Here is a 25,432-nt window from a genome sequence, read left to right as displayed (position 1 = left end):
CCGAGCGGTGCGAGCGGCCTGGATACCATTGTCGGGCCGGGCGGGTCGTTCCGCTCGGCCGCCGGTCGACCACTGGGGCCGAGGGCGGTTTAGGTGAGATCGGGGCGGTCCGGAAGGCCATGCTCAACAAGTACGCACGTGCCTTCTTCACACGTGTCCTGACGCCGTTCGCCGCGCTGCTGCTGCGCTGGGGGGTGAGCCCGGACGCGGTCACGCTGATCGGTACGGCCGGTTCGGTCGCCGGTGCGCTGGTGTTCTTCCCCCGGGGCGAGTTCTTCTGGGGCACCATCACGATCACCCTGTTCATCTTCTCCGACCTGGTGGACGGCAACATGGCCCGCCAGGCGGGCAGGTCGAGCAAGTGGGGCGCGTTCCTGGACTCCACGCTGGACCGGGTCGCCGATGCGGCGATCTTCGGCGGACTGGCGCTCTGGTACGCGGGCAAGGGCGACAACGACCTGCTCTGCGCGATCTCGGTGCTCTGCCTGGCGAGCGGCCAGGTGGTCTCGTACACCAAGGCGCGGGCGGAGAGCCTGGGGCTGCCCTGCAACGTGTCCGGGCTGGTGGAGCGGGCCGAGCGGCTGGTGATCAGCCTGGTCGCGGCGGGTGTCACCGGCCTGCACGCCTTCGGGGTGCCGTACGTGGAGCCGCTGCTGCCGCTGGCGCTGTGGCTGGTCGCGGCGGGCAGCCTGGTGACGGTGCTGCAGCGGATGCTCACCGTGCGCCGGGAGGCGCTGGAGGCAGCCGAATCCGGGGAGGCGCTGTGAACGCCGGTGTGCCGAGTGCCGCGACGCTCAGGGAGCGGATGGTCGACGGCGGGTACGCGCTGGGCTGGTCGGCGCTGAAGCACCTGCCGGAGCCGGTCGCGCGCGCTCTGTTCGACCAGCTCGCGGACTACACCTGGCGCCGGCGCGGCAAGGGCGTGCGCCAGCTGGAGCGCAACCTCGCCCGGGTGCACCCGGGCGTGAGCGAGCAGCGGCTGCGCGAGCTGTCCCGGGCGGGGATGCGCTCGTACCTGCGGTACTGGATGGAGTCCTTCCGGCTGCCGGCCTGGAGCCGGGCGCGGATCTCGGAGGCCGTGCAGCTCAAGGGGATGGAGAACCTGACCGGTCCGCTGGAGGCCGGGCGGGGCGTGGTGGCGGCGCTTCCGCACATGGGCAACTGGGATCTGGCCGGGGCCTGGATCGTCTGCCAGGGCCATCCCTTCACCACGGTCGCCGAGCGGCTCAAGCCGGAGTCGCTGTTCGACCGGTTCGTCGCGTACCGCGAGAGCCTGGGCATGGAGGTGCTGCCGCTGACCGGCAGCGGGGTCTCGGTGGTCGGCACCCTGGCGCGCCGGCTGCGGGCCGGGAAGCTGGTCTGCCTGGTGGGGGACCGCGACCTGTCGGACGCCGGGGTGCCGGTGGACTTCTTCGGCGAGCAGACCAAGGTCCCGGCGGGCCCGGCCGCGCTGGCGCTGCGCACCGGTGCCGCGCTGGTGCCGGCCACCCTCTGGTACGACGGCCCGGTGATGCGGGTCGAGGTCCACCCCGAGCTCCGGCCGCCCGAGGAGGGCGACCGCCAGGCGAAGACCCTGGCGATGACCCAGGCACTGGCCGACGTGTGGGCGGACGGGATCCGCGAGCACTCGGTGGACTGGCACATGCTGCAGAAGTTCTGGCTGGCCGACCTCGGCCGGCGCCACACCGCCTGAGGGGGGCGCGATGAAGATCGGAATCGTCTGCCCGTACGACTGGGACGTCCCGGGCGGGGTGCAGTTCCACATCCGCGATCTGGCCGAGCACCTGATCGGCCTCGGCCACCAGGTCTCCGTGCTGGCACCGGCCGAGGACGAGTCGGCGCTGCCGCCGTACGTGGTGTCGGCCGGCAGGGCCGTCGCGGTGCCCTACAACGGCTCGGTGGCCCGGCTCAGCTTCGGCATCCTCTCCGCGGCCCGGGTGCGGCGCTGGCTGAACGAGGGCCGCTTCGACATCCTGCACGTCCACGAGCCCTCCTCGCCCAGTCTCTCGATGCTGGCCGCCTGGTCCGCCTCCGGGCCGATGGTGGGCACCTTCCACACCTCCAACCCGCGCTCGCGCGCCATGATCGCGGCCTCGCCGATCCTCCAGCCGGGCCTGGAGAAGATGAGCGCCCGGATCGCGGTCAGCGAGTACGCCCGGCGCACCCTGGTCGAGCACCTCGGCGGCGACGCCGTGGTGATCCCCAACGGCGTCGACGTACGGTTCTTCGCCGAGGCCGAGCCCGACCCGCGCTGGCAGGGCGGCGCGGCGGACGGTGAGCCCGGCACGATCGGCTTCATCGGGCGGATCAACGAGCCGCGCAAGGGCCTGCCCAGCCTGCTCGCCGCCCTGCCCAGGATCCTCGCCGAGCGCCCGGGCGTCCGGCTGCTGGTGGCCGGCAAGGGCGACGAGGAGGAGGCCGTGGCCGGCCTGGCGCCCGAGGTGCGGCGGCAGGTGGAGTTCCTCGGCATGGTGAGCGACCGGGAGAAGGCTCGGCTGCTGCGCAGCGTGGACCTGTACGTGGCGCCGAACACCGGTGGGGAGAGCTTCGGCATCATCCTGGTCGAGGCGATGTCGGCCGGCGCCCCGGTGCTGGCCAGCGACCTGGACGCGTTCCGGCAGGTGCTGGACGGCGGCGACGCCGGCGAGCTTTTCCCGGTCGAGGACTCGGCGGCCCTCGCCGACGCCGCGCTGCGGCTGCTCGGCAACCCGGACCGGCTGACCGAGCTGCGCCGGGCGGCCTCCCGGCACGTGCGGCGGTTCGACTGGTCGACCGTCGGCGCGGACATCCTCTCGGTGTACGAGACGGTCACCGACGGCATGCCGCCGGTCGCCGAGGACGAGCGGGCCGGCTGGCGCGGGCGGCTGAGGCTGACCAGGGACTGACTGGCTGTTCGCCCGCTCGCCGCCGGGCGCTCTGATCCGGCGCCGACGTTCTCCCCCAGCCCGGCGGCTGGGAGGTGCCCCCTGTTCCCGCGCTCCCTCGTTCCTCGGTCGCTTCCTCTCTCCTCCCACGCGGCGGAGCCGCATATCGGTACTGCGGCACCGGCGCGCCGCGCCCAGCCTCCGGCCGGGGGTACCCCCTAGGCTCGGGGCGGGGTCGCCCGCTCGCCGCCGGGCGCTCTGATCCGGCGCCGACGTTCTCCCCCAGCCCGGCGGCTGGGAGGTGCCCCCTGTTCCCGCGCTCCCTCGTTCCTCGGTCGCTTCCTCTCTCCTCCCACGCGGCGGAGCCGCATATCGGTACTGCGGCACCGGCGCGCCGCGCCCAGCCTCCGGCCGGGGGTACCCCCTAGGCTCGGGGCGTGGTCGCCCGCTTGCCGCCGGGCGCTCCCCGCGGCGGAGCCGCCGATCGGTGGAGTCGGCGCCGACGTTCTCCCCCAGCCCGGCGGCTGGGAGGTGCCCCCTGCTCGCGCGCTCCCTTCTTCGCTCGCGGGCCGGTCGAACGGATTGACGGGCTGGCTAGGGTGACTTTGACGATCCGTCAACCATCCTGGGGGTCTTGAGATGCCGCAGCTGTCCATCGACTACTCCGAGGGCGTCGCCTTCGACCAGCCCGCGTTCGTCCGCGAGCTGCACTCGCGGGTCGCCGCGCTGATCTCGTCGCCCGTGGACGACTGCAAGACGGTCTTCCGCAAGGCGGAGGAGTTCCACGTCGGGCACGGCGGGCTGCCGCGGGCCGCGACGGTGTACCTGGAGATCAGGCTCCTCGAGGGCCGCAGCCGCGAGCTGCGGACCAGGCTGGCCGAGGAGACGCTGAGGCTGCTGGAACGCTTCGTCCGGCCGGAGCCGGGGGTGCGGGCGCACCTTGCCGTGAACGTGGTGGAGCTGGACCGGGACTTCTACCGGAAGACCGCAATGTAGCGTTCTGCTCCGTGACTGACTGGATCTGGGCCGCCGCGGCTCTCGTGCTGTTCGCCGTCTACCTGAGCTGGACGGCGGGCCGACTCGACCGGCTGCATGCCCGGATCGACGCGGCCCGGGCCTCGCTGGACGCGCAGCTCGTCCGGCGGGCCTCCGTCGCGCTGGAGCTGGCCACCTCCTCGCTGCTCGACCCGGCCGCCTCCATCCTGTTGTACGAGGCCTCGCACGCCGCCCGGCAGGCCGAGGACGAGCAGCGGGAGGTGGCTGAGAGCGAGCTGAGCCTGGCGCTGCGCGCGGTGTTCGCCGATCCGGAGCAGGTGGCTGCGCTGCTGGCGGTGCCGGGAGGCGAGGAGGTCGTGAGGGATCTCACAGCGGCGGTGCGCCGGGTGCCGATGGCGCGGCGGTTCCACAATGACGCGGTCCGGGCGGCGCGAGCGGTGCGGGAGCACCGTCTAGTGCGCTATTTCCGGCTGGCCGGGCGTGCGCCATTCCCGCTCGCCTTCGAAATGGACGACGAGCCCCCCGTGGCGCTCACACCTCAGGGCGCTCCCGCGTAAGTGCGTTACGGCCTGTTTGTCGTATCCGGGCTTCCGCGCTGGACTAGGTGGCGCATGGGAAAGCGGGGATTCGGGCCTACGATAGGGCGATATCACTGGTTCATCTTCGAGTGAGGTCTCACGTGTCCACCACCCCCATCACCGCAGACCAGCCGCAGATCGGCACCGCCCGGGTTAAGCGCGGCATGGCCGAGCAGCTCAAGGGCGGTGTGATCATGGATGTGGTCAACGCCGAGCAGGCGAAGATCGCCGAGGACGCCGGTGCGGTCGCCGTCATGGCCCTGGAGCGGGTTCCGGCCGACATCCGCAAGGACGGCGGTGTGGCCCGGATGTCCGACCCGAACATGATCGAGGAGATCATCAACGCGGTCTCCATCCCGGTCATGGCCAAGTCCCGGATCGGCCACTTCGTCGAGGCCCAGGTCCTGCAGTCGCTCGGTGTCGACTACATCGACGAGTCCGAGGTGCTGACCCCGGCCGACGAGATCAACCACTCCGACAAGTGGGCCTTCACCACCCCCTTCGTCTGCGGCGCCACCAACCTCGGTGAGGCCCTGCGCCGCATCGCCGAGGGCGCGGCCATGATCCGCTCCAAGGGCGAGGCCGGCACCGGCAACGTGGTCGAGGCCGTCCGCCACCTGCGCCAGATCAAGAACGAGATCGCCAAGCTGCGCGGCTACGACAACAACGAGCTGTACGCCGCCGCCAAGGAGCTGCGCGCCCCGTACGAGCTGGTCAAGGAGGTCGCCGAGCTCGGCAAGCTGCCGGTCGTGCTGTTCTCCGCCGGTGGCGTGGCCACCCCGGCCGACGCCGCGCTGATGCGCCAGCTGGGTGCCGAGGGCGTCTTCGTCGGCTCGGGCATCTTCAAGTCGGGCGACCCGGCCAAGCGCGCCGCCGCGATCGTCAAGGCCACCACCTTCTTCGACGACCCGAAGATCATCGCGGACGCCTCCCGCAACCTGGGCGAGGCCATGGTCGGCATCAACTGCGACACCCTGCCGGAGAGCGAGCGCTACGCCAACCGCGGCTGGTAATCCCGTACGCGCCCTGGCATGAGCCCTCGGGCCCGCCGCGCAGCAGTCCGTGCGCGGCGGGCCGACGCGCGTACCCGCAGTACAGACTTCAGCGGCGGCTCAGTCCGCACCGAGCATGAGGCAAGAGGTAGTTACCGTGTCCAGCACTCCCGTCATCGGCGTTCTCGCGCTGCAGGGCGATGTCCGTGAGCACCTGGTGGCGCTGGCCGCCGCCGACGCGATAGCCCGCCCGGTGCGGCGTGCCGAGGAACTGGCCGAGGTGGACGCGCTGGTGATCCCCGGCGGCGAGTCCACCACCATGTCCAAGCTGGCCGTGCAGTTCGACGTCATGGTCCCGCTGCGTGAGCGGGTGGCGGCCGGCATGCCGGTCTACGGCACCTGCGCGGGCATGATCATGCTCGCGGACAAGATCCTGGACGGCCGGGAGGACCAGGAGACCGTCGGCGGGATCGACATGACCGTGCGCCGCAACGCCTTCGGGCGGCAGAACGAGTCCTTCGAGTCCGGGATCGACTTCGACGGCCTGGAGGGCGGCCCGGTGCACGGCGTCTTCATCCGCGCCCCCTGGGTCGAGGCGGTCGGCGCGGGTGTCGAGGTGCTGGCCGAGCTGCCGGCCGCCGACGGCCCCGAGAGCCGCATCGTGGCGGTCCGCCAGGGCAACCTGCTCGCCACCTCCTTCCACCCCGAGCTCACCGGCGACCACCGGGTGCACGAGTACTTCGTGCGCATGGTCGAGGCGGCCGCGTAACCCCGCCCGCCGTCCCTCCCCGCGGCGGAGCCGCCGGCCGGTACCGCCGGCACCGACGCGCCCTCCGGCTTGCGGGTGAGGCTGATGCGATGCCAGGTGTCGGCCCGGACACCGGTAAGATCTCCTGTGTTCATTTCCCTTTGGCGACGTAAAGGAGCTGGCGATGTCCGGCCACTCTAAGTGGGCTACCACCAAGCACAAGAAGGCCGTGATCGACGCCAAGCGCGGCAAGCTCTTCGCCAAGATGATCAAGAACATCGAGGTGGCGGCGCGTACCGGCGGCGGCGACCCGGCGGGCAACCCGACGCTGTACGACGCCATCCAGAAGGCGAAGAAGAGCTCGGTCCCGATCGACAACATCAACCGTGCCGTCAAGCGCGGCTCGGGCGCCGAGGCCGGCGGGGCCGACTACTCGACGATCATGTACGAGGGCTACGGCCCGAACGGCGTCGCGGTGCTCATCGAGTGCCTCACCGACAACCGCAACCGCGCCGCCTCGGACGTGCGCGTGGCCATGACCCGCAACGGCGGCTCGATGGCCGACCCGGGCTCGGTCTCCTACATGTTCACCCGCAAGGGCGTCGTGATCGTGCCCAAGGCCGACGGCGTGGACGAGGACAAGCTCTTCGAGGTCGTCCTGGACCAGGACCCGGAGGAGATCAACGACCTCGGCGAGGCCTTCGAGATCATCTCCGAGGCGTCCAACATGGTCGCCGTCCGCACCGCACTGGTCGACGCGGGCATCGACTACGACTCGGCCGAGGCCAACTTCGTCCCCAGCGTGCAGGTCCAGCTGGACGCCGACGGCGCCCGCAAGATCTTCAAGCTGATCGACGCGCTCGAGGACAGCGACGACGTGCAGAACGTCTTCGCCAACTTCGACGTCTCCGACGAGGTCATGGCCGAGGTCGACGCCTGATCCCGGATCCGTCCGCTCCGCCCGGCAGCCCCAGCGGCTGCCGGGCGGCGGTGTGTTCGGACCCGGGGCGGGAGCGTTCCGAAGGCCCGTGTGTGCGCGGCGACGTTGTCACAGGTGACCGGTAGCCTTCGCAGGTCGGACGAAAGGTGGGGCTCGGCGGTGAAGGTACTGGGTGTGGACCCTGGGCTGACCAGGTGCGGTGTCGGCGTGGTGGACGGCGCGCCGGGCCGCCCGCTGCGGATGCTCGGGGTCGGTGTGGTGCGGACACCCGCCGAGGCGGACATCGGGCAGCGGCTGCTGCAGATAGAGCAGGGACTGGAGCACTGGCTGGACGAACACCGTCCCGACCTGGTCGCCGTCGAGCGGGTCTTCGCCCAGCACAACGTCCGCACCGTGATGGGCACCGCCCAGGCCAGCGCCGTCGCGATGCTCTGCGCGACCAGGCGTGGCATACCCGTCACCCTGCACACCCCCAGCGAGGTCAAGGCCGCCGTCACCGGTTCGGGCCGGGCCGACAAGGCCCAGGTCACCGCCATGGTCACCCGTCTGCTCCGGCTCGACGCCCCGCCCAGGCCCGCCGACGCCGCCGACGCGCTGGCCCTCGCCATCTGCCACATCTGGCGCGGCGGCGCCGTCGACCGGATCGCCGCCGCCCTCGCCAAAGCACCGACCGCCCGTAGGGAGCACCTTCGATGATCGCCTTCGTCCAGGGCCAGGTCGCCGCCATCGCGGCCGGCACCGCCGTCGTCGAGGTCGGCGGCGTCGGCATGGCCGTCCAGTGCACCCCCGCCACCCTGGCCGGTCTGCGCCCGGGCGAGCACGCCAGACTCGCCACCTCGCTGGTCGTCCGGGAGGACTCCCTCACCCTCTACGGCTTCGCGGACGACGACGAGCGCGCCACCTTCGAGATCCTGCAGGCCGCCCCCGGCGTCGGGCCGCGCCTGGCCCAGGCCATGCTCGGCGTGCACAGCCCCGACGCGCTGCGCCTCGCGGTGGCCGGCGGCGACGCGAAGGCCCTGATCGCCGTCCCCGGCATCGGCAAGGCCAAGGCCGCCAAGCTGCTGCTGGAGTACAAGGACAAGCTGGGCGCCCCGCACGGCAGCGTCCCCGCGCAGAAGCCGGTCGCCACCGGGCCCGCCCCGTGGAGCGAGCAGCTGCACGCCGCCCTGGTCGGCCTCGGCTACGCCCCGCGCGAGGCCGACGAGGCCGTCGCGGCGGTCACCCCCGAGGCCGAGGCACAGTCCACCACCGATGTCGGCGCCCTGCTCAGGGCCGCGCTGCGCACCCTCAACCGCACCCGATGAACCACCACCCGACGAGCCGGCAGGAGTCCGCCGCGATGAGCCCGTACGACTTCGACCACGTCGACCACCCGGCCGATCGGCTGGTCGGGTCGGCCGCCGACGGCGAGGACCAGGCGGTCGAGGCGGCACTGCGTCCCCGGCAGCTGGACGAGTTCATCGGGCAGGAGCGGGTGCGCGAGCAGCTCTCGCTGGTCCTGCAGGCCGCCCGCAAGCGCGGCACCGCGCCTGACCACGTGCTGCTGAGCGGCCCGCCCGGGCTCGGCAAGACCACCCTGTCCATGATCATCGCGGCCGAGCTGAACGCCCCGATCCGGATCACCTCGGGCCCGGCCATCCAGCACGCCGGCGACCTGGCGGCCATCCTCTCCTCGCTCACCGAGGGCGAGGTGCTCTTCCTCGACGAGATCCACCGGATGTCCCGGCCCGCCGAGGAGATGCTGTACATGGCGATGGAGGACTTCCGGGTCGACGTCATCGTCGGCAAGGGCCCCGGCGCCACCGCCATCCCGCTGGAGCTGCCGCCCTTCACCCTGGTCGGCGCCACCACCCGGGCCGGACTGCTGCCGCCGCCGCTGCGCGACCGCTTCGGCTTCACCGGCCACATGGAGTTCTACGCCCCCGCCGAGCTGCAGCGCGTGGTGCACCGCTCCGCCACCCTGCTGGACGTGGAGATAGACCCGGCCGGTGCGGCCGAGATCGCCGGCCGCTCCCGGGGCACGCCGCGCATCGCCAACCGGCTGCTGCGCCGGGTCCGCGACTACGCCCAGGTCAAGCACGACGGTGTGGTGACGCAGGAGATCGCCGCCCAGGCCCTGCAGGTGTACGAGGTCGACGCCCGTGGTCTGGACCGGCTGGACCGCGCGGTGCTGGACGCCCTGCTGCGCCTGTTCGGCGGGGGGCCGGTCGGCCTGTCCACCCTGGCGGTCGCGGTGGGGGAGGAGGCCGAGACGGTCGAGGAGGTCGCCGAGCCCTTCCTGGTCCGCGAGGGCCTGCTGGCGCGCACCCCGCGCGGCCGGATCGCCACCGCCGCCGCCTGGGCGCACCTCGGGCTCACCCCGCCGCAGCAGCAGCCGCGCGGTGCGGTGCCCGCACAGGGCGAGCTGTTCCCGGGAGCGAACGACGCGGGGTGACCGACGGCGGCAGGGAGTGCGGACGAGAGCGTGAGCCGGAGTACCCGCAGGGGGAGTGACCGCAGCGGTGCACGCAGGGTGAACCGTCCAGGTGAACCCTCCGGAGCACGAACGACGCGTGATGAGACCGGCAGAGCGGAGGGTCGCCACTTTCGGCGGCACTCTGCGATGCTTGGCGTTGTCCGATCAGTGCGGGTCGCCTAGACTCCGCCGGACCGCCCCTCTCACCTGACGGGCCGACGACCACCACTGGCCGCCCAGGCGGGCGGCCCGTAAAGGACTCTGGCTGCTGTGTTTAACCTCCTTCTTCCCCTCGTCATGCTCGCCGTGCTGTTCATGCTCTTCCGCTCGAACAAGAAGCGGCAGGACCAGGCCGCGCAGATGCGGTCGGCGATGGAGCCCGGCTCGGGAGTCCGCACCATCGGTGGTATGTACGCCCTGGTGAAGGCGGTCAACGACGAGACCGTCGAGCTGGAGATCGCCCCCGGTGTGGTCACCCACTACACCAAGAGCGCCATCGCCGCCGTCCTCGACCCGCAGGAGTACGACGCGATCATCAACGGTCGCCCCGCCGAGGACGAGCCGACGGACGAGCCCGCCGCCGAGGAGGACGCCGACGCCAAGCCGCTCAGCCTTGACAAGGACGTCACCGAAGGCGCCAAGGACAAGGGCAGCGCCGAGGGCGAGGCTCCCGCAGCCAAGTAAGACGGCCGGGCGACACCCCCGGTCGTAGCGGCACGAGCCGCGAGCCCACAGAGGACCTCAGGGCCGCCGCCTCCCCGTCCAGGTCCCGTCACGAGCCGGACCGAAGCGGTGGGGGCGGCGGCATGGACAGGGAGAAACGAGCAAGGTGGCAACACCAAAGTCGCGCCCGCGCGACGGTTACCCAGGACGGGCTCTGGCTCTGATCCTGGCGATCGCCGTCGGACTGGTCGCCGTCATGTTCTGGACGGGTCACAAGACCCCGCGTCTGGGGATCGACCTCGCGGGTGGCACCAGCATCACGCTGACCGCCAAGTCCGACGACAAGGCCGCGATCAACAAGGCCAACATGGACACCGCGGTCACGATCATCAACAAGCGTGTCAACGGCATGGGCGTCTCCGAAGCGGAGGTGCAGACCCAGGGCAGTGACACGATCATCGTGAACATCCCCAACGGTGGTGACCGCCAGGCCGCGATCGACCAGGTGGGCACCACGGCCAAGCTCTACTTCCGCCCGGTGCTGGCCTACGCGCCCACCGGTGTGAAGGCCCCGGCCCCCTCGTCCAGCCCGAGCGCGAGCGGCAGCCCCGCGCCGTCCTCCTCGCCCTCCGCGGCCGCCTCGAGTGGCGGCTCCGCCTCGCCGTCCGCGAGCGCCAGCAAGGCCGGGCGGGCCGTCACCGACGCGCTGAAGGCCGGCCCGTCGGCCGGTGCCACCCCCTCCGGCTCCGCCAGTGCGAGCACCGGCGCCACCCCGTCCGCCGCCCCGAGCACCCCGTCCCCGGCCGACATGGCCGCCGCGCTCACCCAGGGCACCGTGCCGGCGGAGCTGCAGCAGCAGTTCACCGCGCTGGACTGCTCCGACCCGAGCCAGCAGAAGGACTACCAGACCGACCCGACCAAGTCCGCGGTCGCCTGCAGCTTCGACAAGGAGCAGGGCGTCTGGAACAAGTTCGCGCTCGGCCCGGTGGCGGTGAACGGCCAGGACGTCTCCAAGGCGGCCGCGACCTTCGACACCCAGCAGGGCGCCGGCTGGCAGGTCCAGCTGGCCTTCAACGACAAGGGCTCCAGCGCCTTCGCCTCGACCACCGGCAAGCTGGCCACCCAGCCCTCCCCGGCCAACCAGTTCGCCATCGTGCTGGACGGCAAGGTCGTCTCCCACCCGTACGTCAGCCAGTCGATCACCGGCAACGCGGTGATCTCCGGCAGCTTCACCCAGGACCAGGCCAAGAGCCTGGCCAACGTGCTGAGCTACGGCGCCCTGCCGCTCACCTTCGACAAGAGCGACGTCACCACCGTCTCGCCGCAGCTCGGCGGCGACCAGCTGCAGGCCGGCCTGATCGCCGGTGCGATCGGTATGGCGCTGGTGGTCCTCTACTCGCTGGTCTACTACCGCGGCCTCGGCCTGATCTCGATCGCCGGTCTGGTCGTCTCGGCGGTGCTCACCTACTCGATCATGTCGCTGCTCGGCGCCGGCATCGGCTTCGCGCTGAACCTGCCCGCGGTCTGCGGCGCCATCGTCGCGATCGGTATCACCGCGGACTCGTTCATCGTGTACTTCGAGCGCATCCGCGACGAGGTCCGCGAGGGCGCCCCGCTGCGCCCGGCCGTCCAGCGCGCCTGGCCGCGCGCCCGCCGCACCATCCTGGTCTCGGACTTCGTGTCCTTCCTCTGTGCCGCGGTGCTCTACTTCGTCTCGGTCGGCAAGGTGCAGGGCTTCGCCTTCACCCTCGGTCTGACCACCCTGCTCGACGTCGTGGTGATCTTCCTCTTCACCAAGCCGCTGATCACCATCCTGGCCCGCCGCAAGTTCTTCGCGGACGGCCACCCGTGGTCCGGCCTGGACCCGAAGCGGCTGGGCGCCCGCCCGCCGATCCGGGGCGGCCGCCGCCGCCCCGCCGCCACCGCTGCCGCGAAGGAGGCCTGACGCGATGTCACGCTTCGGCAATCTCGGCCACCGTCTCTACCAGGGCGAGGTCAGCTTCGACTTCGTCGGCCGGCGCAAGCTCTGGTACAGCATCTCCGGTGTGATCGTGCTGCTCGCGGCGGTCGGTCTGGCGATGGGCCTGCACCTGGGCATCGAGTTCAAGGGCGGGTCGGTCTACACGGTCACCAAGCCGGGACTGACGGTCTCCCAGGCGCAGGACTCCGCCAACAAGATCACCCATGACTCGACCGCGCTGGTCCAGCAGACCGGCAACGGCCAGGTCAGGATCCAGGTCAGCTCCGAGGAGAAGGTGCCCGCGAGCACCTTCATCGAGGGCCTCTCCAAGGACCTGAACGTCCAGACCAAGGACATCGACGCCCAGGTGATCGGCCCGAGCTGGGGCCACGAGATCTCCCAGAAGGCCCTGCTGGGCCTGGTGATCTTCATGGTGCTGGTGACCGTCTACCTGGCCGTCGCCTTCGAGTGGCGGATGGCCGTGGCAGCCCTGGTCGCGCTGATCCACGACCTCCTGATCACCATCGGCGTCTACGCCCTGGTGGGCTTCGAGGTCACCCCGGGCACCGTGATCGGCTTCCTGACCATCCTCGGGTACTCGCTCTACGACACGGTCGTCGTCTTCGACACCGTGAAGGAGAACACCCGCGGCATCACCAAGCAGAACAAGCAGACCTTCAGCGAGGCCGCCAACCACGGCCTCAACCAGACCCTGGTGCGGTCCATCAACACCACCGTGGTCGCCCTGCTGCCGGTCTCCGCACTGCTGTTCATCGGCGGCGGCCTGCTCGGCGCCGGCACCCTGAACGACATCTCGCTCGCCCTGTTCATCGGCCTCGCGGCCGGTGCCTACTCCTCGATCTGCGTGGCCACCCCGCTGTACGCGCAGCTCAAGGAGCAGACCCCGCAGATGCGGGCGCTCACCAAGAAGGTCCTCGCCCGCCGCGCCGCCGACGCCAAGGCCGAGGCCGCCGCGGACGACGCCGGGGAGGCTGTCGAGGACGAGATCACGGCAGGTATGGTCGGACAGCGCAGCCAGTCGGCGAGCGGGCCCAACGCCAAGGACCGCCCGTCCGGCAAGCACTGATCCCACGCCGTAGAGGAATCCCCGTGACTGTTGCCGATCCCGTCCTTGCCGAGCTGCTGAACAGCAGGATCCGGGACGTCCCCGACTACCCGAAGCCGGGCGTCCTGTTCAAGGACATCGCCCCGCTGCTCGCCGACGCCGAGGCCTTCGCGGCCCTCACCGACGCGCTGGCGAGCCGGGCGAAGGCGCTGGGCGCCACCAAGGTGGTCGGCCTGGAGGCACGGGGGTTCGTCCTCGCGGCACCGGCCGCGTACTCGGCCGGGCTCGGTTTCGTGCCGATCCGCAAGAAGGGCAAGCTGCCCGGCGAGGTGTACGGGCAGTCCTACGAGCTGGAGTACGGCACCGCGACCGTCGAGGTCCAGTGCGACGCCTTCGGCCCCGGTGAGAAGGTGCTGCTGGTGGACGACGTGCTGGCCACCGGCGGCACGCTGGGCGCCTCGCTGGACCTGGTGCGCCGGGCCGGCGCCGAGCTGGTCGGTGTGGTCGTGCTGATGGAGCTGGGCTCGCTGCCCGGCCGTGCGCGGCTCGCCGAGCACCTGGGCGGGGCTCCGCTGGAGACGCTGGTCCTGGTCTGAGCAGGTTCCGCAGGGGCGGCGACCGCACACTTTCCGTGCGGTCGCCGCCCCTCGGCTTTCTCCGGGGAGCCATCCGGCCGGGGATCGGCGACCGACCGGTCGAACGTCGAACTCCTGGGCTCGGTACCATGAAGATTCACCCCTTCCCGGTCGTGCGAAGGGGAAGGCACCGCGCCCCGAGGAGTGTCCTTGCCCGACGAGGCCCAGCCCACGGCCGAGGCCGCCGCCCCTGAGAACCGGCCCACGCCCTCTGGGGCCACCCCGGTGCGCCCGACGCCGCACGCGCTGTCGCGCCTCTCCTCCTCCGGTGGAATGCGCGCCCGGCTGGCCCGCCTCGGCGGCCAGCGCAGCAGTGTGCTCAACCCGGTGCTGGAGCCGCTGTTCCGCACCATCAGGGCCAACGACCCCAAGGCGGACCCGGCCCTGCTGCGCGACATCGAGCGCGCGTACGTGGTCGCGGAGAAGTGGCACCGCGGTCAGAAGCGCAAGAGCGGCGACCCGTACATCACCCATCCGCTCGCCGTCGCCACCATCCTGGCCGAGCTGGGCATGGACGCCCCGACCCTGATGGCCGGGCTGCTGCACGACACCGTCGAGGACACCGACTACGGCCTGGAGACCCTGCGCCGCGACTTCGGCGACTCGGTCGCGCTGCTGGTGGACGGCGTCACCAAGCTGGACCGGGTCAAGTTCGGCGAGGCCGCGCAGGCCGAGACGGTGCGCAAGATGGTCGTCGCGATGGCCAAGGACCCGCGGGTCCTGGTGATCAAGCTGGCCGACCGCCTGCACAACATGCGCACCATGCGCTACCTCAAGCGGGAGAAGCAGGAGAAGAAGGCCCGCGAGACGCTGGAGATCTACGCCCCGCTGGCGCACCGGCTGGGTATGAACACCATCAAGTGGGAGCTGGAGGACCTCGCCTTCGCGATCCTCTACCCCAAGATGTACGACGAGATCGTGCGGCTGGTGGCCGAGCGCGCGCCCAAGCGGGACGAGTACCTGGCCACGGTGATCGACCAGGTGCAGGGCGATCTGAAGGGCGCCCGGATCACCGCCCAGGTGACCGGCCGGCCGAAGCACTACTACTCGGTCTACCAGAAGATGATCGTGCGCGGCCGCGACTTCGCCGAGATCTACGACCTGGTCGGCATCCGGGTCCTGGTCGACACCGTCCGCGACTGCTACGCGGCGCTGGGCACCATCCACGCGCGGTGGAACCCGGTGCCGGGGCGGTTCAAGGACTACATCGCGATGCCGAAGTTCAACATGTACCAGTCGCTGCACACCACGGTGATCGGTCCTGGCGGCAAGCCGGTCGAGCTTCAGATCCGCACCTTCGACATGCACCGCCGGGCCGAGTACGGCATCGCCGCGCACTGGAAGTACAAGCAGCGCGCGGTGGCCGGGGCCTCCAAGGTCCGTACCGACACGCCGACCCAGGTCCGCAAGGACGACAAGGCCGGGGCGGTCAACGAGATGGCCTGGCTGCGGCAGCTGCTGGACTGGCAGAAGGAGACCGAGGACCCGAGCGAGTTCCTGGAGTCGCTGCGCTTCGACCTCTCCAACAACGAGGTCTTCGTCTTCACCCCGAAGGGTGATGTCATAGCGCTGCCAGCGGGCGCCACCCCGGTGGACTTCGCCTTCGCGGTGCACACCGAGGTCGGCTTCCGCTGCATAGGGGCGCGGGTCAACGGCCGCCTGGTGCCGCTGGAGTCCACCCTGGAGAACGGTGACACCGTCGAGGTGTTCACCTCCAAGGCGGAGAACGCGGGCCCCTCCCGGGACTGGCTGAGCTTCGTCAAGTCGCCGCGCGCCCGGAACAAGATCAAGGCCTGGTTCTCCAAGGAGCGCCGCGAGGAGGCCATCGAGCAGGGCAAGGACGCCATCGCCCGGGCGATGCGCAAGCAGGGCCTGCCGATCCAGCGCATCCTCACCGGCGACTCGCTGGTCACCCTGGCGCACGAGATGCGCTACCCCGACATCTCCTCGCTCTACGCGGCGATCGGCGAGGGCCATGTCACGGCCCAGAACATCGTGCAGAAGCTGGTGCAGGCGCTCGGCGGCGAGGAGGAGGCCACCGACGACCTGGCCGAGACCACCACCCCGACCCGCCAGGGCCGCGCCCAGCGGCGCCGGGCCAAGGGCGACCCTGGAGTGATCGTCAAGGGCGTCGAGGACGTCTGGGTCAAGCTCTCCCGCTGCTGCACCCCGGTGCCGGGCGACCCGATCGTCGGGTTCGTCACCCGGGGCAACGGGGTCTCGGTGCACCGCTCGGACTGCGTCAACGTCGAGGCGCTGGCCCAGCAGCCGGAGCGGATGATCGAGGTCGAGTGGGCGGCCACCCAGTCCTCGGTCTTCCTGGTGGCCATCCAGGTCGAGGCGCTGGACCGGGCGCGGCTGCTCTCCGACGTCACCCGGGTCCTCTCCGACCAGCACGTCAACATCCTGTCGGCGGCGGTGCAGACCTCCCGCGACCGGGTGGCGATGAGCCGCTTCACCTTCGAGATGGGCGACCCCAAGCACCTCGGTCACGTCCTCAAGGCGGTCCGGGGGGTCGAGGGCGTGTACGACGTGTATCGGGTCACCTCCGGACGGAAGTGATCGGGGCCTCAGGGCCGTTCTGATGTGCGCGGGGCCTCCTGCCGGTACAGGCTGGGAAGAGTCGAACCCAGAAGTGGGAGGCCCCATGAACCTCAAGCTGACGACTGTGGCCGCACTTGCCTGTGCCGCCCTGACGGCAGGCGTGCTGGGAGGCGGCGGTACGGCCCTGGCGGCCGGCACGCCCTCGGCGTCCCCTGCTCCCGCGTCCAACGGCGTCGAGAAGCTGTCCGGGCCGAACGTCGTACTGGCGGCGATGAAGGCCCTCAAGGACGGCCGCTCGGCCCATGTCAACGGCCGGATAGACGACGGCGTCAACCTGGTCACCTTCGACCTGTCGATGGACGTCGGCGGCAACTGCAACGGCTCCGTGAGCGAGAGCTTCCTCGGCAACTTCCAGGTCGCCAAGGCGGGCAACGACCTCTGGGTCAAGCCGGACCAGGCGTTCTGGCAGAAACACGGCGGGCAGGCGGTGGCCCAGCTGGTGGGCAACCGCTACCTGAAGACCACGGCCGACAACGTGCAGTTCCTGGAGCTCGCCTCGATCTGCGACCTGAACGCGCTGGCGGACTCGATGTCGCCCACCGGAGTCAACCTGACCACGGGCGCCCAGGGCGTCAGCAACGGTGTCCCAGCGGTGTCCGTACTTGGGACCAAGGGCGCGGAGCACGGCACGCTCTGGGTCGCCACCCAGGGCCGCCCCTACCCGCTCGACTTCCACCGGACCGGCGGCGTCGGCAGCGAGACGCTCGGCTTCAGGGACTTCTCCGTGCCGGTGAAGACCGCCACCCCGGCGCCGTCCCAGAGCATCGACCTCAACCAGCTCACGCAGATCTTCGGCTCGAGCCAGTCCCCGGCGGCGACCACCTGATCCCGCTGCCGGCTGCCCGCCAGGGCTCCCGAGCGCCCCGGTCCGCGCGCGTGACCGGCCATGCGGAGGGTCAGGCGGAGCCGACCGGCGCCGGGCAGCACCAAGGGGCGCGGGAGACCGCGCGACCAGCTCCGCACCAAGGTGCCTGGTCGTTCGGATCTCTCCCGCGCCCCCTGTCGGTGCGGATCTCAGCCGCTGAACTCCTGGAGGCTCTTCTGGGCCTGGTCCAGCAGGGCCTGACGGCCCGCCAGTTCGGCCTCCAGCTTGGCGACCTTGCCCGCGTTGCCGGCGGCGCGGGCCTTGTCCAGGTCGGCCTGGAGCTTGTCCACGGCGGCCTGGAGCAGACCGGTCATACCGGCCGCACGGGCCTTGGCCTCCGGGTTGGAGCGCTTCCACTCGGCGTCCTCGGCCTCGCGGATGGCCCGCTCGACCGTGTTCAGACGGCCGTCCAGCTTCGGCCGGGCGTCGCGCGGCACGTGGCCGATCGCCTCCCAGCGCTCGCTGATGTCGCGCAGCGCGGCCTTGGCGGCCTTGAGGTCGGTGATCGGCAGGATCGCCTCGGCCTCGACCAGCAGGGCCTCCTTCAGCTTCTGGTTCTCGCCCTGCTCGGCGTCCCGCTCGCTGAAGGCGGCGGCGCGGGCCTGGAAGAAGACGTCCTGCGCGCCCCGGAACCGGGCCCACAGCTCTTCCTCGGCGTCCCGCTGGGCCCGCCCGGCGGCCTTCCAGCGCGCCATGAGGTCGCGGTAGGCGGAGGCCGTGTCGCCCCACTCCACCGAGCCGGACAGCGCCTCGGCCTCGGCGACCAGCTTCTCCTTGGCCGTCCGGGCCGACTCGCGCTCGGCGTCCAGGGTCGCGAAGTGCGCCTTGCGGTGCTTGGAGAACACCGAGCGGGCGTGCGAGAAGCGGTGCCACAGCTCGTCGTCGCTCTTGCGGTCCAGGCGGGGCAGGCCCTTCCAGATGTCCACCAGGGCGCGCAGCCGGTCGCCGGCCTCCCGCCACTGGGTGGACTCGGCGAGCTGCTCGGCCTCGGCGACCAGCTTCTCCTTGGCCGTACGGGCGTCGTCCTGCGCCTTGGCGCGGGCCGCCTTGCGCTCCGCCTGCCGGGACTCGATCTCGCCGCTCAGCGTCTCCAGGCGCTCGGCGAGCGAGGCCAGGTCGCCGACCGCGTGCGCCTCGGTGACCTGCGCGCGCAGGTGCTCCAGGGCGGTCTGGGCATCCTTGGCGCCCAGATCGGTCTTGCGGACGCGGTGCTCCAGGAGGCCGATCTCGGCCTCCAGGCCCTGGTACTTGCGCTCGAAGTAGGCGAGGGCCTCGTCAGGTGAGCCCGCCTGCCAGGAGCCGACGAGGCGTTCGCCCTCGGCCGTCCTGACGTAGACGTTCCCCTGCTCGTCGACACGGCCCCACGGGTCGCTGCTCACAGCGCCTCCTCCACATGACGTCGCGCCCACCTGGGTGTGGTGCGCGTACGTCGTCCACAGTTGATGTGCGGCGGACCGATGGAGTCCGCCGTCCGAGCCGTCGGGTTGGTGCGCCGCGGGTGACGGCCGACGGTCAGGGCACCCTATACAACAGCAACATAGGCGACCAGCGCCGGTGCTGTCCGCATCCGGGCCGGACGATTTCCGGCGGCGCTGCCCCGCGAACCGCTGGCGCGGGTCGGCGAGGCGGCGCCGCGGTCGGTCAACTCTTGGCGGCGGTGACCGAGTTGAGCACCACGTTGGCGTTGGGAGCGCCGTCGCCGGGGCCGTTGGCGTCGTTCTCGCCGCCGCCGGCGATGTTGTTCAGTACGTCGAGACCGCCGGTGATCTTGCCGAACGGGGTGTAGTTCGGGGGCAGCTGGGTGTCCTTGTAGACCAGGAAGAACTGGCTGCCGTTGGTGCCCGGACCGGCGTTGGCCATCGCCACGGTGCCCGCCGGGTAGGTGGCGCCGGTCAGGTTCTCGTCCGCGAACTTGTAGCCGGGGCCGCCGGATCCGGTTCCGGTCGGGTCGCCGCACTGCAGCACGTAGATGCCGGAGGTGGTGAGGCGGTGGCACTTGGTGTGGTCGAAGTACTGCTCGCCGGCCAGGAAGACGAAGGAGTTGACCGTGTGCGGCGCCTTCGCGGCGTCCAGCTCCATGGTCACCTTGCCGCAGCTGGTCTCCAGGGTGGCCGTGTACTTGGCGCCGCTGTCGACCGACATGGCCGGCTCGGCCTTCCACTGCTTGCCGTTCGGCTTGCCGGGTGCCGGCTCGGTGCAGCCCTTGACCGGGGTGGCGGCGGCGGTCGGGGTCGGCGCGGCCTGCGGGGCGGCGTCCTTGGACTTGCTGTCGAACACACCGCCCGCCCAGGCGCCGGCGCCGGCGATCACCACCACGGCCGCCACCGCGGCGCTGACGACGGCGTTGCGGCGCCTGGCCTTGCGCTGGGTCTCGACCCGGCGCTCCATCTGCCGCTCGTACTTCTCGCGGGCGAGCTGCCGCCGACGCTGTTCGCTGCTGACCACCGGCCGTGTCTCCTGAAGTCGTGCCTGCTGTTGTGCGGGATCATCGCACCCGCTGGCGGCCCAGTGTAAAGACCTCGTCCGTAAGTACGAGATCAGCCGGGAGTTCCGGTGGGTCCGGGGCCGGCGGGGGCGCGGCGGCCAACTCACCGGCATCTGGTTCGCAACCGGTGCCGTACCGCCGGTAGGCTGCGGTGTGACCAGCGGTGACGAATGAGGGAAGGCACCGCCACCCGAGAGCTGAGGACATCGCGTGTTCGTCGCCGGATTTCCAGCCGGAGCCTGGGGCACCAACTGCTACCTGGTCGCCCCGGCCGCCGGTGAGGAGTGCGTGATCGTCGATCCCGGCCACGAAGCGGCGCGGGGCGTCGAGGACTTGATCCGCGAGCACCGGCTGAAGCCGGTGGCCGTCCTGCTCACCCACGGGCACATCGACCACATCGCCTCGGTGGTGCCGGTCTGCGGCGCACGGAACGTACCGGCCTGGATCCACCCCGCGGACCGCTACATGATGGCCGACCCGGAGCGGGCGCTGGGCCGCTCGCTCGGGCAGCAGCTGATGGGCTCCATCACGGTCGGGGAGCCGGACGAGGTACGGGAGTTGGAGGACGGCGGCGTCCTGGAACTGGCGGGCCTCAAGCTCACCGTCGACCATGCGCCCGGCCATACCGAGGGGTCGGTGACCTTCAGGACGCCCGCACACGGAGAGGTTCCTCCGGTGCTGTTCTCGGGCGATCTGCTGTTCGCCGGCTCCATCGGGCGCACGGACCTCCCGGGTGGTGACACCGCGGCGATCATGCGGTCGCTGGCCCGGGTCTGCCTGCCCCTCGACGACGCCACCGTGGTCCTCTCCGGCCACGGTTCCCAGACGACCATCGGCCGCGAACGCGCCACCAACCCCTACCTCCTGCAGGTGGCAGGGAGCGCGGACACCGGCGGGACCACAGCCGTCCCGCGACGAGGAATGTGACGGAAGAGAAGTTGAGTACCTTCACCGCCCCCAAGGGCACCTACGACCTGCTGCCGCCCAGCTCCGCGACCTTCCTGGCGATCCGCGAGCGCCTGTCCGCGCCGGCGCGCCGGGCCGGGTACGGCTACATCGAGACGCCGGTCTTCGAGGACGTCAAGCTCTTCTCGCGCGGTGTCGGCGAGTCCACCGACATCGTCACCAAGGAGATGTTCTCCCTCACCAAGCGCGGCAAGGAGGACCTCGCGCTGCGCCCCGAGGGCACCGCCTCGGTGCTGCGCGCCGCCCTCCAGGCCAACCTGCACAAGCTCGGCAACCTGCCGGTCAAGCTCTGGTACTCCGGCTCCTACTACCGCTACGAGCGCCCCCAGGCCGGCCGCTACCGCCAGTTCGCCCAGGTCGGCGCCGAGGCGATCGGGGCCGAGGACCCGGCGCTGGACGCCGAGCTGATCATCCTGGCCGACGACGCCTTCCGCTCGCTGGGCCTGAGCGACTACACCCTGCTGATCAACAGCCTCGGCGACAAGCAGTGCCGTCCGGTCTACCGCGCCGCGCTTCAGGAGTTCCTGCGCGGCCTGGACCTGGACGAGGACACCCGCCGCCGCTGCGAGATCAACCCGCTGCGGGTGCTGGACGACAAGCGCGAGTCCGTGCAGGCCCAGCTGGGCGGCGCGCCGATGCTGCGCGACTACCTGTGCGAGGACTGCAAGGCGTACGACGAGCAGGTCCGCGCGCTGCTCACCGCCAACGGCGTGGCCTTCAAGGACGACCCCAAGCTGGTCCGCGGCCTGGACTACTACACCCGCACCACCTTCGAGTTCGCGCACAACGGTCTCGGCGCCCAGTCCGCGATCGGCGGCGGCGGCCGCTACGACGGCCTGTCCGAGATGATCGGCGGCCCCGCGCTGCCGTCCGTCGGCTGGGCGCTCGGGGTGGACCGCACCTACCTCGCCATGGAGGCCGAGGGGATCACCCTCGACCTGCCCGCCGCCACCTCGGTCTACGCCGTGGCGCTCGGCGAGGAGGCCAAGAACGTCCTCTTCGCCAAGGTGGTCGAGCTGCGCCGGGCCGGCGTCGCCACCGACCTCGCCTTCGGCGTCAGGGGCATCAAGAACGCCATGAAGTCCGCCGACCGTTCCGGCGCCCGCTTCGCGCTGGTGGCCGGGGACCGCGACCTCGCCGAGGGTGTCGTCCAGCTCAAGGACATGACCACCGGCGAGCAGGTCCCCGTCACCCTCGAAGCACTCGTATCCACCCTGAAGGAGAAGCAGCTGTGATCCGCACGCACGACGCGGGCACGCTCCGCGCGGAGCACGCCGGAGCGACCATCACCCTGGCCGGCTGGGTCGCCCGCCGCCGTGACCACGGCGGTGTCGCGTTCATCGACCTGCGCGACGCCTCCGGCACCGTGCAGATCGTGGTCCGCGATCTGGAGTCGGTACACGGGCTGCGTGCCGAGTACTGCGTCAAGGTGGTCGGCGAGGTCCGGGTCCGCCCGGAGGGCAACGAGAACCCGGAGATCCCGACCGGCCAGGTCGAGGTCGTGGTCAGCGAGATCGAGGTGCTCTCCGAGGCCGCCCCGCTGCCGTTCCCGGTCGCCGAGTACGAGCCGGGCACGGTCAACGAGGAGGTCCGGCTGCGCTACCGCTACCTGGACCTGCGCCGGGAGGGCCCGGCCAAGGGCCTGCGGCTGCGCTCCAAGGTCAACAACATCATCCGCCGGGTGATGGAGGAGAACGACTTCCTCGACATCGAGACCCCGTACCTCACCCGCTCCACCCCCGAGGGCGCCCGCGACTTCCTGGTCCCGGTCCGCCTGCAGCCCGGCTCCTGGTACGCGCTGCCGCAGTCGCCCCAGCTGTTCAAGCAGCTGCTGATGGTGGCCGGCATGGAGCGCTACTACCAGATCGCCCGCTGCTTCCGCGACGAGGACTTCCGCGCCGACCGGCAGCCGGAGTTCACCCAGCTGGACATCGAGGCCTCCTTCGTGGACCAGGAGGACATCCTGGCCCTCGGTGAGAAGATCATCGGTGCCATCTGGCGCGAGGTGCACGGCTACGAGATCCCGAACCCGCTGCCCCGGATGAGCTACCGGGACGCGATGGCCCGCTACGGCTCCGACAAGCCGGACGTCCGCTTCGGCCAGGAACTCACCGACCTCACCGGGTACTTCGAGGGCACCTCGTTCCGGGTCTTCCAGGCGCCGTACGTCGGTGCGGTGGTCATGCCCGGCGGTGCCTCGCAGCCGCGCAAGCAGCTGGACGCCTGGCAGGACTGGGCCAAGGCGCGCGGCGCGCGCGGTCTGGCGTACGTGCTGGTCGACGCCGAGACCGGCGAGCTGCGCGGTCCGGTGGCCAAGAACCTCTCCGAGGAGCACCTGGCGGGCCTCGCCGCCGCAGCCGGTGCCAAGCCGGGCGACGCGATCTTCTTCGCGGCCGGCAAGAAGACCGCCTCGCAGGAGCTGCTCGGCGCGGCCCGGCTGGAGATCGGCCGCCGCTGCGACCTGATCGACGAGTCCAAGTGGGCCTTCCTCTGGGTGGTCGACTTCCCGATGTTCGAGCCGATCGAGGACGACAAGGGCGAGTTCCAGGGCTGGCACGCGGTGCACCACCCGTTCACCGCGCCGACCGCCGAGTCGCTGGCCACCTTCGACACCGACCCGGGCAGCGCCCTGTCCAACGCGTACGACCTGGTACTCAACGGCTCGGAGCTGGGCGGCGGTTCGATCCGTATCCACCAGCGCGACGTGCAGAAGCGGGCCTTCGACGCGATCGGCCTCTCCGAGGAGGAGGCCGTCTCGCAGTTCGGCTTCCTGCTGGACGCCTTCAACTACGGCCCGCCGCCGCACGGTGGCGTCGCCTTCGGCCTGGACCGGATCGTCACCCTGCTCGGCGGGTACGACACCATCCGGGACGTGATCGCCTTCCCGAAGACCTCGACCGGTGGCGACCCGCTGACCGGCGCGCCGACCCCGATCACCCCGGCCCAGCGCCGCGAGGCGGGTGTGGACGCCCAGCCCAAGGCCGCGGGAGAGGCGAAGGCCAAGGAAGAGGCCAAGCCGGCGACTTCCGTCGAGGGCTGACGATCACGCAGGCCTGATCAGTAGCATCACCTTCACGCGGCCCCGGCCCGGTGTCGACGACACCGGGCCGGGGCCGGTTCACTACGTCCCACAACGGTGTGCGACTCGCGGAGGACGAACCATGACCGTACGTACCAGAGTTGAGCAGCCCTCGGACGCCGCGGCGACCAGACTCGTACACATGGCGGCCTTTCCCGGGCCGGACGAGGCCGACCTGGTGGACGCACTGCGCCGGGACCCGTCCTGGCTGGACCGGCTCTCCGTGGTCGCCGTCACCGACCTGGCGGAGCGCGAACTGGTCGTCGCCCACGCGCTGTTGACCCGGCTCAGGATCGGCCAGGACGAGGGGCTGGCGCTCGCCCCGGTGGCGGTCGCGCCCGAGTGGCAGCGCAAGGGCATCGGCCGGCTGGTGGTCCAGGCCGCGCTGGACGCGGCGGACGCGGCGGGGGAGCGCCTGGTGGTGGTGCTCGGGGACCCCGACTACTACGGCCGCTTCGGCTTCACCCCGGCCTCCCGGCACGAGATCACCGGGCCGTTCCCGGTCCGCGACGACTACTTCCAGGCGCTGCCGCTCAGCGCCTACGACGGGCGGCCGCGCGGCCTGTGCCGCTATCCGACGCCGTTCGACGCGTGAAGCCCGGCCCCGGGTCATGACCTGCGGGGGCCGGGGATCGCCCGTAGCGTGAGGTGTCATCGGCATCCGGCGAGCGGAGGGCACAGTGGCGGCGGCACCCGGTCGGCTTCCCAGGAAGCCGTACGAGAAGGAACTCCTGCGGCTGCAGGGCGAGTTGGTGAAGCTCCAGGAGTGGGTGCGGGCCGAGGGCGCCCGGCTGGTGGTGATCTTCGAGGGCCGGGACGCGGCCGGCAAGGGCAGCGCCATCAAGCGGGTGACGGAGTTCCTGAACCCTCGCATCGCCAGGATCGCGGCCCTCCCGGTGCCGACCGAGCGCCAGCGCGGCCAGTGGTACTTCCAGCGCTACGTCGAGCAGCTGCCCGCGGCCGGCGAGATCGTGCTGTTCGACCGCAGCTGGTACAACCGGGCCGGGGTGGAGCGGGTGATGGGCTTCTGCACCGACGAGGAGTACTGGCAGTTCCTGCACCAGTGCCCGCTCTTCGAGCGGATGCTGATCGAGTCCGGCATCCTGCTGCGCAAGTACTGGTTCTCGGTCGGCCTCGAGGAGCAGGAGCGGCGGTTCCGCTCCCGGCTCGAGGACCCGATGCGGCAGTGGAAGCTCTCGCCGATGGACACCGAGTCGATCACCCGCTGGGAGGAGTACTCACGGGCCAAGGACGTGATGTTCGTCCACACCGACCTCCCCACCTCGCCGTGGTACGTGGTGGAGAGCGACGACAAGCGGCGGGCCAGGATCAACATGATCGCCCACCTGCTCTCCACCGTCCCGTACCAGGAGGTCGGGCGGCCCCGGGTCGAGCTGCCGGTCAGGCCGCCGTCCACGGGGTACCAGCGCCCGCCGCGTGATCTGCAGAAGTACGTGCCCGACCACGCGGCGCTCCTGGAAGGGGCCGATCAGGACGAGGACCGGCCCGGGGGCCTGGCGGAGGAGTAAGACCGAC

Annotated in this window: 24 protein-coding genes; 22 read left to right on the top strand and 2 right to left on the bottom strand. The window is 71.2% G+C overall.

Annotated features, from left to right (window positions below; translation table 11 throughout):
• Positions 1-119 precede the first annotated feature (119 nt).
• The 17 genes from pgsA to ACSMTC_RS06925 all read left to right on the top strand — a co-directional run bounded on the left by pgsA (position 120) and on the right by ACSMTC_RS06925 (position 17,327).
• A complete protein-coding gene (pgsA, locus tag ACSMTC_RS07005; RefSeq protein ID WP_436558773.1) occupies positions 120-767 on the top strand; it encodes a phosphatidylinositol phosphate synthase in 648 nt (215 codons plus the stop codon).
• Positions 764-1,693: a phosphatidylinositol mannoside acyltransferase gene (locus tag ACSMTC_RS07000; RefSeq protein ID WP_436558772.1), complete on the top strand. Its 930-nt coding sequence runs from the start codon at positions 764-766 to the stop codon at positions 1,691-1,693. The genes pgsA and ACSMTC_RS07000 overlap by 4 nt, the downstream gene beginning before the upstream one ends.
• Before the next feature lie 10 nt (positions 1,694-1,703).
• Positions 1,704-2,885, top strand: coding sequence for a glycosyltransferase family 4 protein (locus ACSMTC_RS06995; protein WP_436558771.1), 1,182 nt, complete (start codon positions 1,704-1,706; stop codon positions 2,883-2,885).
• Between the two features lie 618 nt (positions 2,886-3,503).
• The gene (locus tag ACSMTC_RS06990) at positions 3,504-3,860 is read left to right on the top strand and encodes a 5-carboxymethyl-2-hydroxymuconate Delta-isomerase (protein ID WP_436558770.1); all 357 of its coding nucleotides are present in this window, start codon (positions 3,504-3,506) and stop codon (positions 3,858-3,860) included.
• Positions 3,861-3,871: 11 nt separating this feature from the next.
• Complete coding sequence (locus ACSMTC_RS06985) at positions 3,872-4,417, top strand: hypothetical protein (protein ID WP_436558769.1); 546 nt, start codon at positions 3,872-3,874, stop codon at positions 4,415-4,417.
• Between the two features lie 122 nt (positions 4,418-4,539).
• Positions 4,540-5,451 (top strand): pyridoxal 5'-phosphate synthase lyase subunit PdxS, encoded by a 912-nt coding sequence (pdxS, locus tag ACSMTC_RS06980; RefSeq protein WP_436558768.1) that lies wholly within the window; start codon positions 4,540-4,542, stop codon positions 5,449-5,451.
• 136 nt (positions 5,452-5,587) lie between these two features.
• Positions 5,588-6,199 carry a pyridoxal 5'-phosphate synthase glutaminase subunit PdxT gene (gene pdxT / locus ACSMTC_RS06975; protein ID WP_436558767.1) on the top strand — a complete coding sequence of 204 codons (612 nt, stop codon included), beginning with the start codon at positions 5,588-5,590 and terminating at the stop codon, positions 6,197-6,199.
• A 163-nt stretch (positions 6,200-6,362) separates the two neighbouring features.
• Positions 6,363-7,118, top strand: coding sequence for a YebC/PmpR family DNA-binding transcriptional regulator (locus ACSMTC_RS06970; RefSeq protein ID WP_436558766.1), 756 nt, complete (start codon positions 6,363-6,365; stop codon positions 7,116-7,118).
• Positions 7,119-7,277: 159 nt separating this feature from the next.
• Positions 7,278-7,814, top strand: coding sequence for a crossover junction endodeoxyribonuclease RuvC (ruvC, locus tag ACSMTC_RS06965; RefSeq protein ID WP_436558765.1), 537 nt, complete (start codon positions 7,278-7,280; stop codon positions 7,812-7,814).
• Complete coding sequence (gene ruvA / locus ACSMTC_RS06960; protein WP_436558764.1) at positions 7,811-8,422, top strand: Holliday junction branch migration protein RuvA; 612 nt, start codon at positions 7,811-7,813, stop codon at positions 8,420-8,422. Before ruvC ends, ruvA begins: the two co-directional genes overlap by 4 nt.
• Positions 8,423-8,457: 35 nt before the next feature.
• Positions 8,458-9,552: a Holliday junction branch migration DNA helicase RuvB gene (ruvB, locus tag ACSMTC_RS06955; RefSeq protein ID WP_436558763.1), complete on the top strand. Its 1,095-nt coding sequence runs from the start codon at positions 8,458-8,460 to the stop codon at positions 9,550-9,552.
• 291 nt (positions 9,553-9,843) lie between these two features.
• The gene (gene yajC, locus ACSMTC_RS06950) at positions 9,844-10,257 is read left to right on the top strand and encodes a preprotein translocase subunit YajC (RefSeq protein ID WP_436558762.1); all 414 of its coding nucleotides are present in this window, start codon (positions 9,844-9,846) and stop codon (positions 10,255-10,257) included.
• 145 nt (positions 10,258-10,402) lie between these two features.
• Positions 10,403-12,181, top strand: a complete 1,779-nt coding sequence (gene secD / locus ACSMTC_RS06945; protein ID WP_436558761.1) for a protein translocase subunit SecD — start codon at positions 10,403-10,405, stop codon at positions 12,179-12,181.
• A gap of 4 nt (positions 12,182-12,185) precedes the next feature.
• The gene (gene secF / locus ACSMTC_RS06940) at positions 12,186-13,283 is read left to right on the top strand and encodes a protein translocase subunit SecF (RefSeq protein ID WP_436558760.1); all 1,098 of its coding nucleotides are present in this window, start codon (positions 12,186-12,188) and stop codon (positions 13,281-13,283) included.
• A 17-nt stretch (positions 13,284-13,300) separates the two neighbouring features.
• Entirely contained in the window at positions 13,301-13,858 is a 558-nt protein-coding gene (locus ACSMTC_RS06935) for an adenine phosphoribosyltransferase (RefSeq protein WP_436564609.1), read from the top strand.
• A 189-nt stretch (positions 13,859-14,047) separates the two neighbouring features.
• Complete coding sequence (locus tag ACSMTC_RS06930) at positions 14,048-16,459, top strand: RelA/SpoT family protein (RefSeq protein WP_436558759.1); 2,412 nt, start codon at positions 14,048-14,050, stop codon at positions 16,457-16,459.
• Between the two features lie 85 nt (positions 16,460-16,544).
• Positions 16,545-17,327 (top strand): hypothetical protein, encoded by a 783-nt coding sequence (locus tag ACSMTC_RS06925; RefSeq protein ID WP_436558758.1) that lies wholly within the window; start codon positions 16,545-16,547, stop codon positions 17,325-17,327.
• Positions 17,328-17,515: 188 nt separating this feature from the next.
• Here the strand turns inward: ACSMTC_RS06925 and ACSMTC_RS06920 are convergent, their stop codons facing one another.
• Together ACSMTC_RS06920 and ACSMTC_RS06915 are read right to left on the bottom strand one after the other, a co-directional pair.
• The gene (locus tag ACSMTC_RS06920; RefSeq protein WP_436558757.1) at positions 17,516-18,745 is read right to left on the bottom strand and encodes a DUF349 domain-containing protein; all 1,230 of its coding nucleotides are present in this window, start codon (positions 18,743-18,745) and stop codon (positions 17,516-17,518) included.
• Positions 18,746-19,007: 262 nt separating this feature from the next.
• Positions 19,008-19,811 (bottom strand): peptidylprolyl isomerase, encoded by an 804-nt coding sequence (locus tag ACSMTC_RS06915; RefSeq protein WP_436558756.1) that lies wholly within the window; start codon positions 19,809-19,811, stop codon positions 19,008-19,010.
• Positions 19,812-20,061: 250 nt separating this feature from the next.
• Between ACSMTC_RS06915 and ACSMTC_RS06910 the strand changes: the two genes are divergently transcribed.
• The 5 genes from ACSMTC_RS06910 (at position 20,062) to ppk2 (ending at position 25,425) form a co-directional block, all read left to right on the top strand.
• The gene (locus ACSMTC_RS06910; RefSeq protein WP_436558755.1) at positions 20,062-20,778 is read left to right on the top strand and encodes an MBL fold metallo-hydrolase; all 717 of its coding nucleotides are present in this window, start codon (positions 20,062-20,064) and stop codon (positions 20,776-20,778) included.
• 11 nt (positions 20,779-20,789) lie between these two features.
• Positions 20,790-22,052 (top strand): histidine--tRNA ligase, encoded by a 1,263-nt coding sequence (gene hisS / locus ACSMTC_RS06905; RefSeq protein ID WP_436558754.1) that lies wholly within the window; start codon positions 20,790-20,792, stop codon positions 22,050-22,052.
• A complete protein-coding gene (gene aspS / locus ACSMTC_RS06900; RefSeq protein WP_436558753.1) occupies positions 22,049-23,857 on the top strand; it encodes an aspartate--tRNA ligase in 1,809 nt (602 codons plus the stop codon). Before hisS ends, aspS begins: the two co-directional genes overlap by 4 nt.
• Positions 23,858-23,978: 121 nt before the next feature.
• The gene (locus ACSMTC_RS06895) at positions 23,979-24,491 is read left to right on the top strand and encodes a GNAT family N-acetyltransferase (protein WP_436558752.1); all 513 of its coding nucleotides are present in this window, start codon (positions 23,979-23,981) and stop codon (positions 24,489-24,491) included.
• An 85-nt stretch (positions 24,492-24,576) separates the two neighbouring features.
• Positions 24,577-25,425 carry a polyphosphate kinase 2 gene (ppk2, locus tag ACSMTC_RS06890; RefSeq protein WP_436558751.1) on the top strand — a complete coding sequence of 283 codons (849 nt, stop codon included), beginning with the start codon at positions 24,577-24,579 and terminating at the stop codon, positions 25,423-25,425.
• Positions 25,426-25,432: the final 7 nt, after the last annotated feature.

Source organism: Kitasatospora sp. HPM-01-4 (assembly GCF_051374625.1).
In the GTDB taxonomy this organism is placed as follows: Bacteria; Actinomycetota; Actinomycetes; order Streptomycetales; family Streptomycetaceae; genus Kitasatospora.
This window is presented reverse-complemented; position numbering and strand designations above follow the sequence as displayed.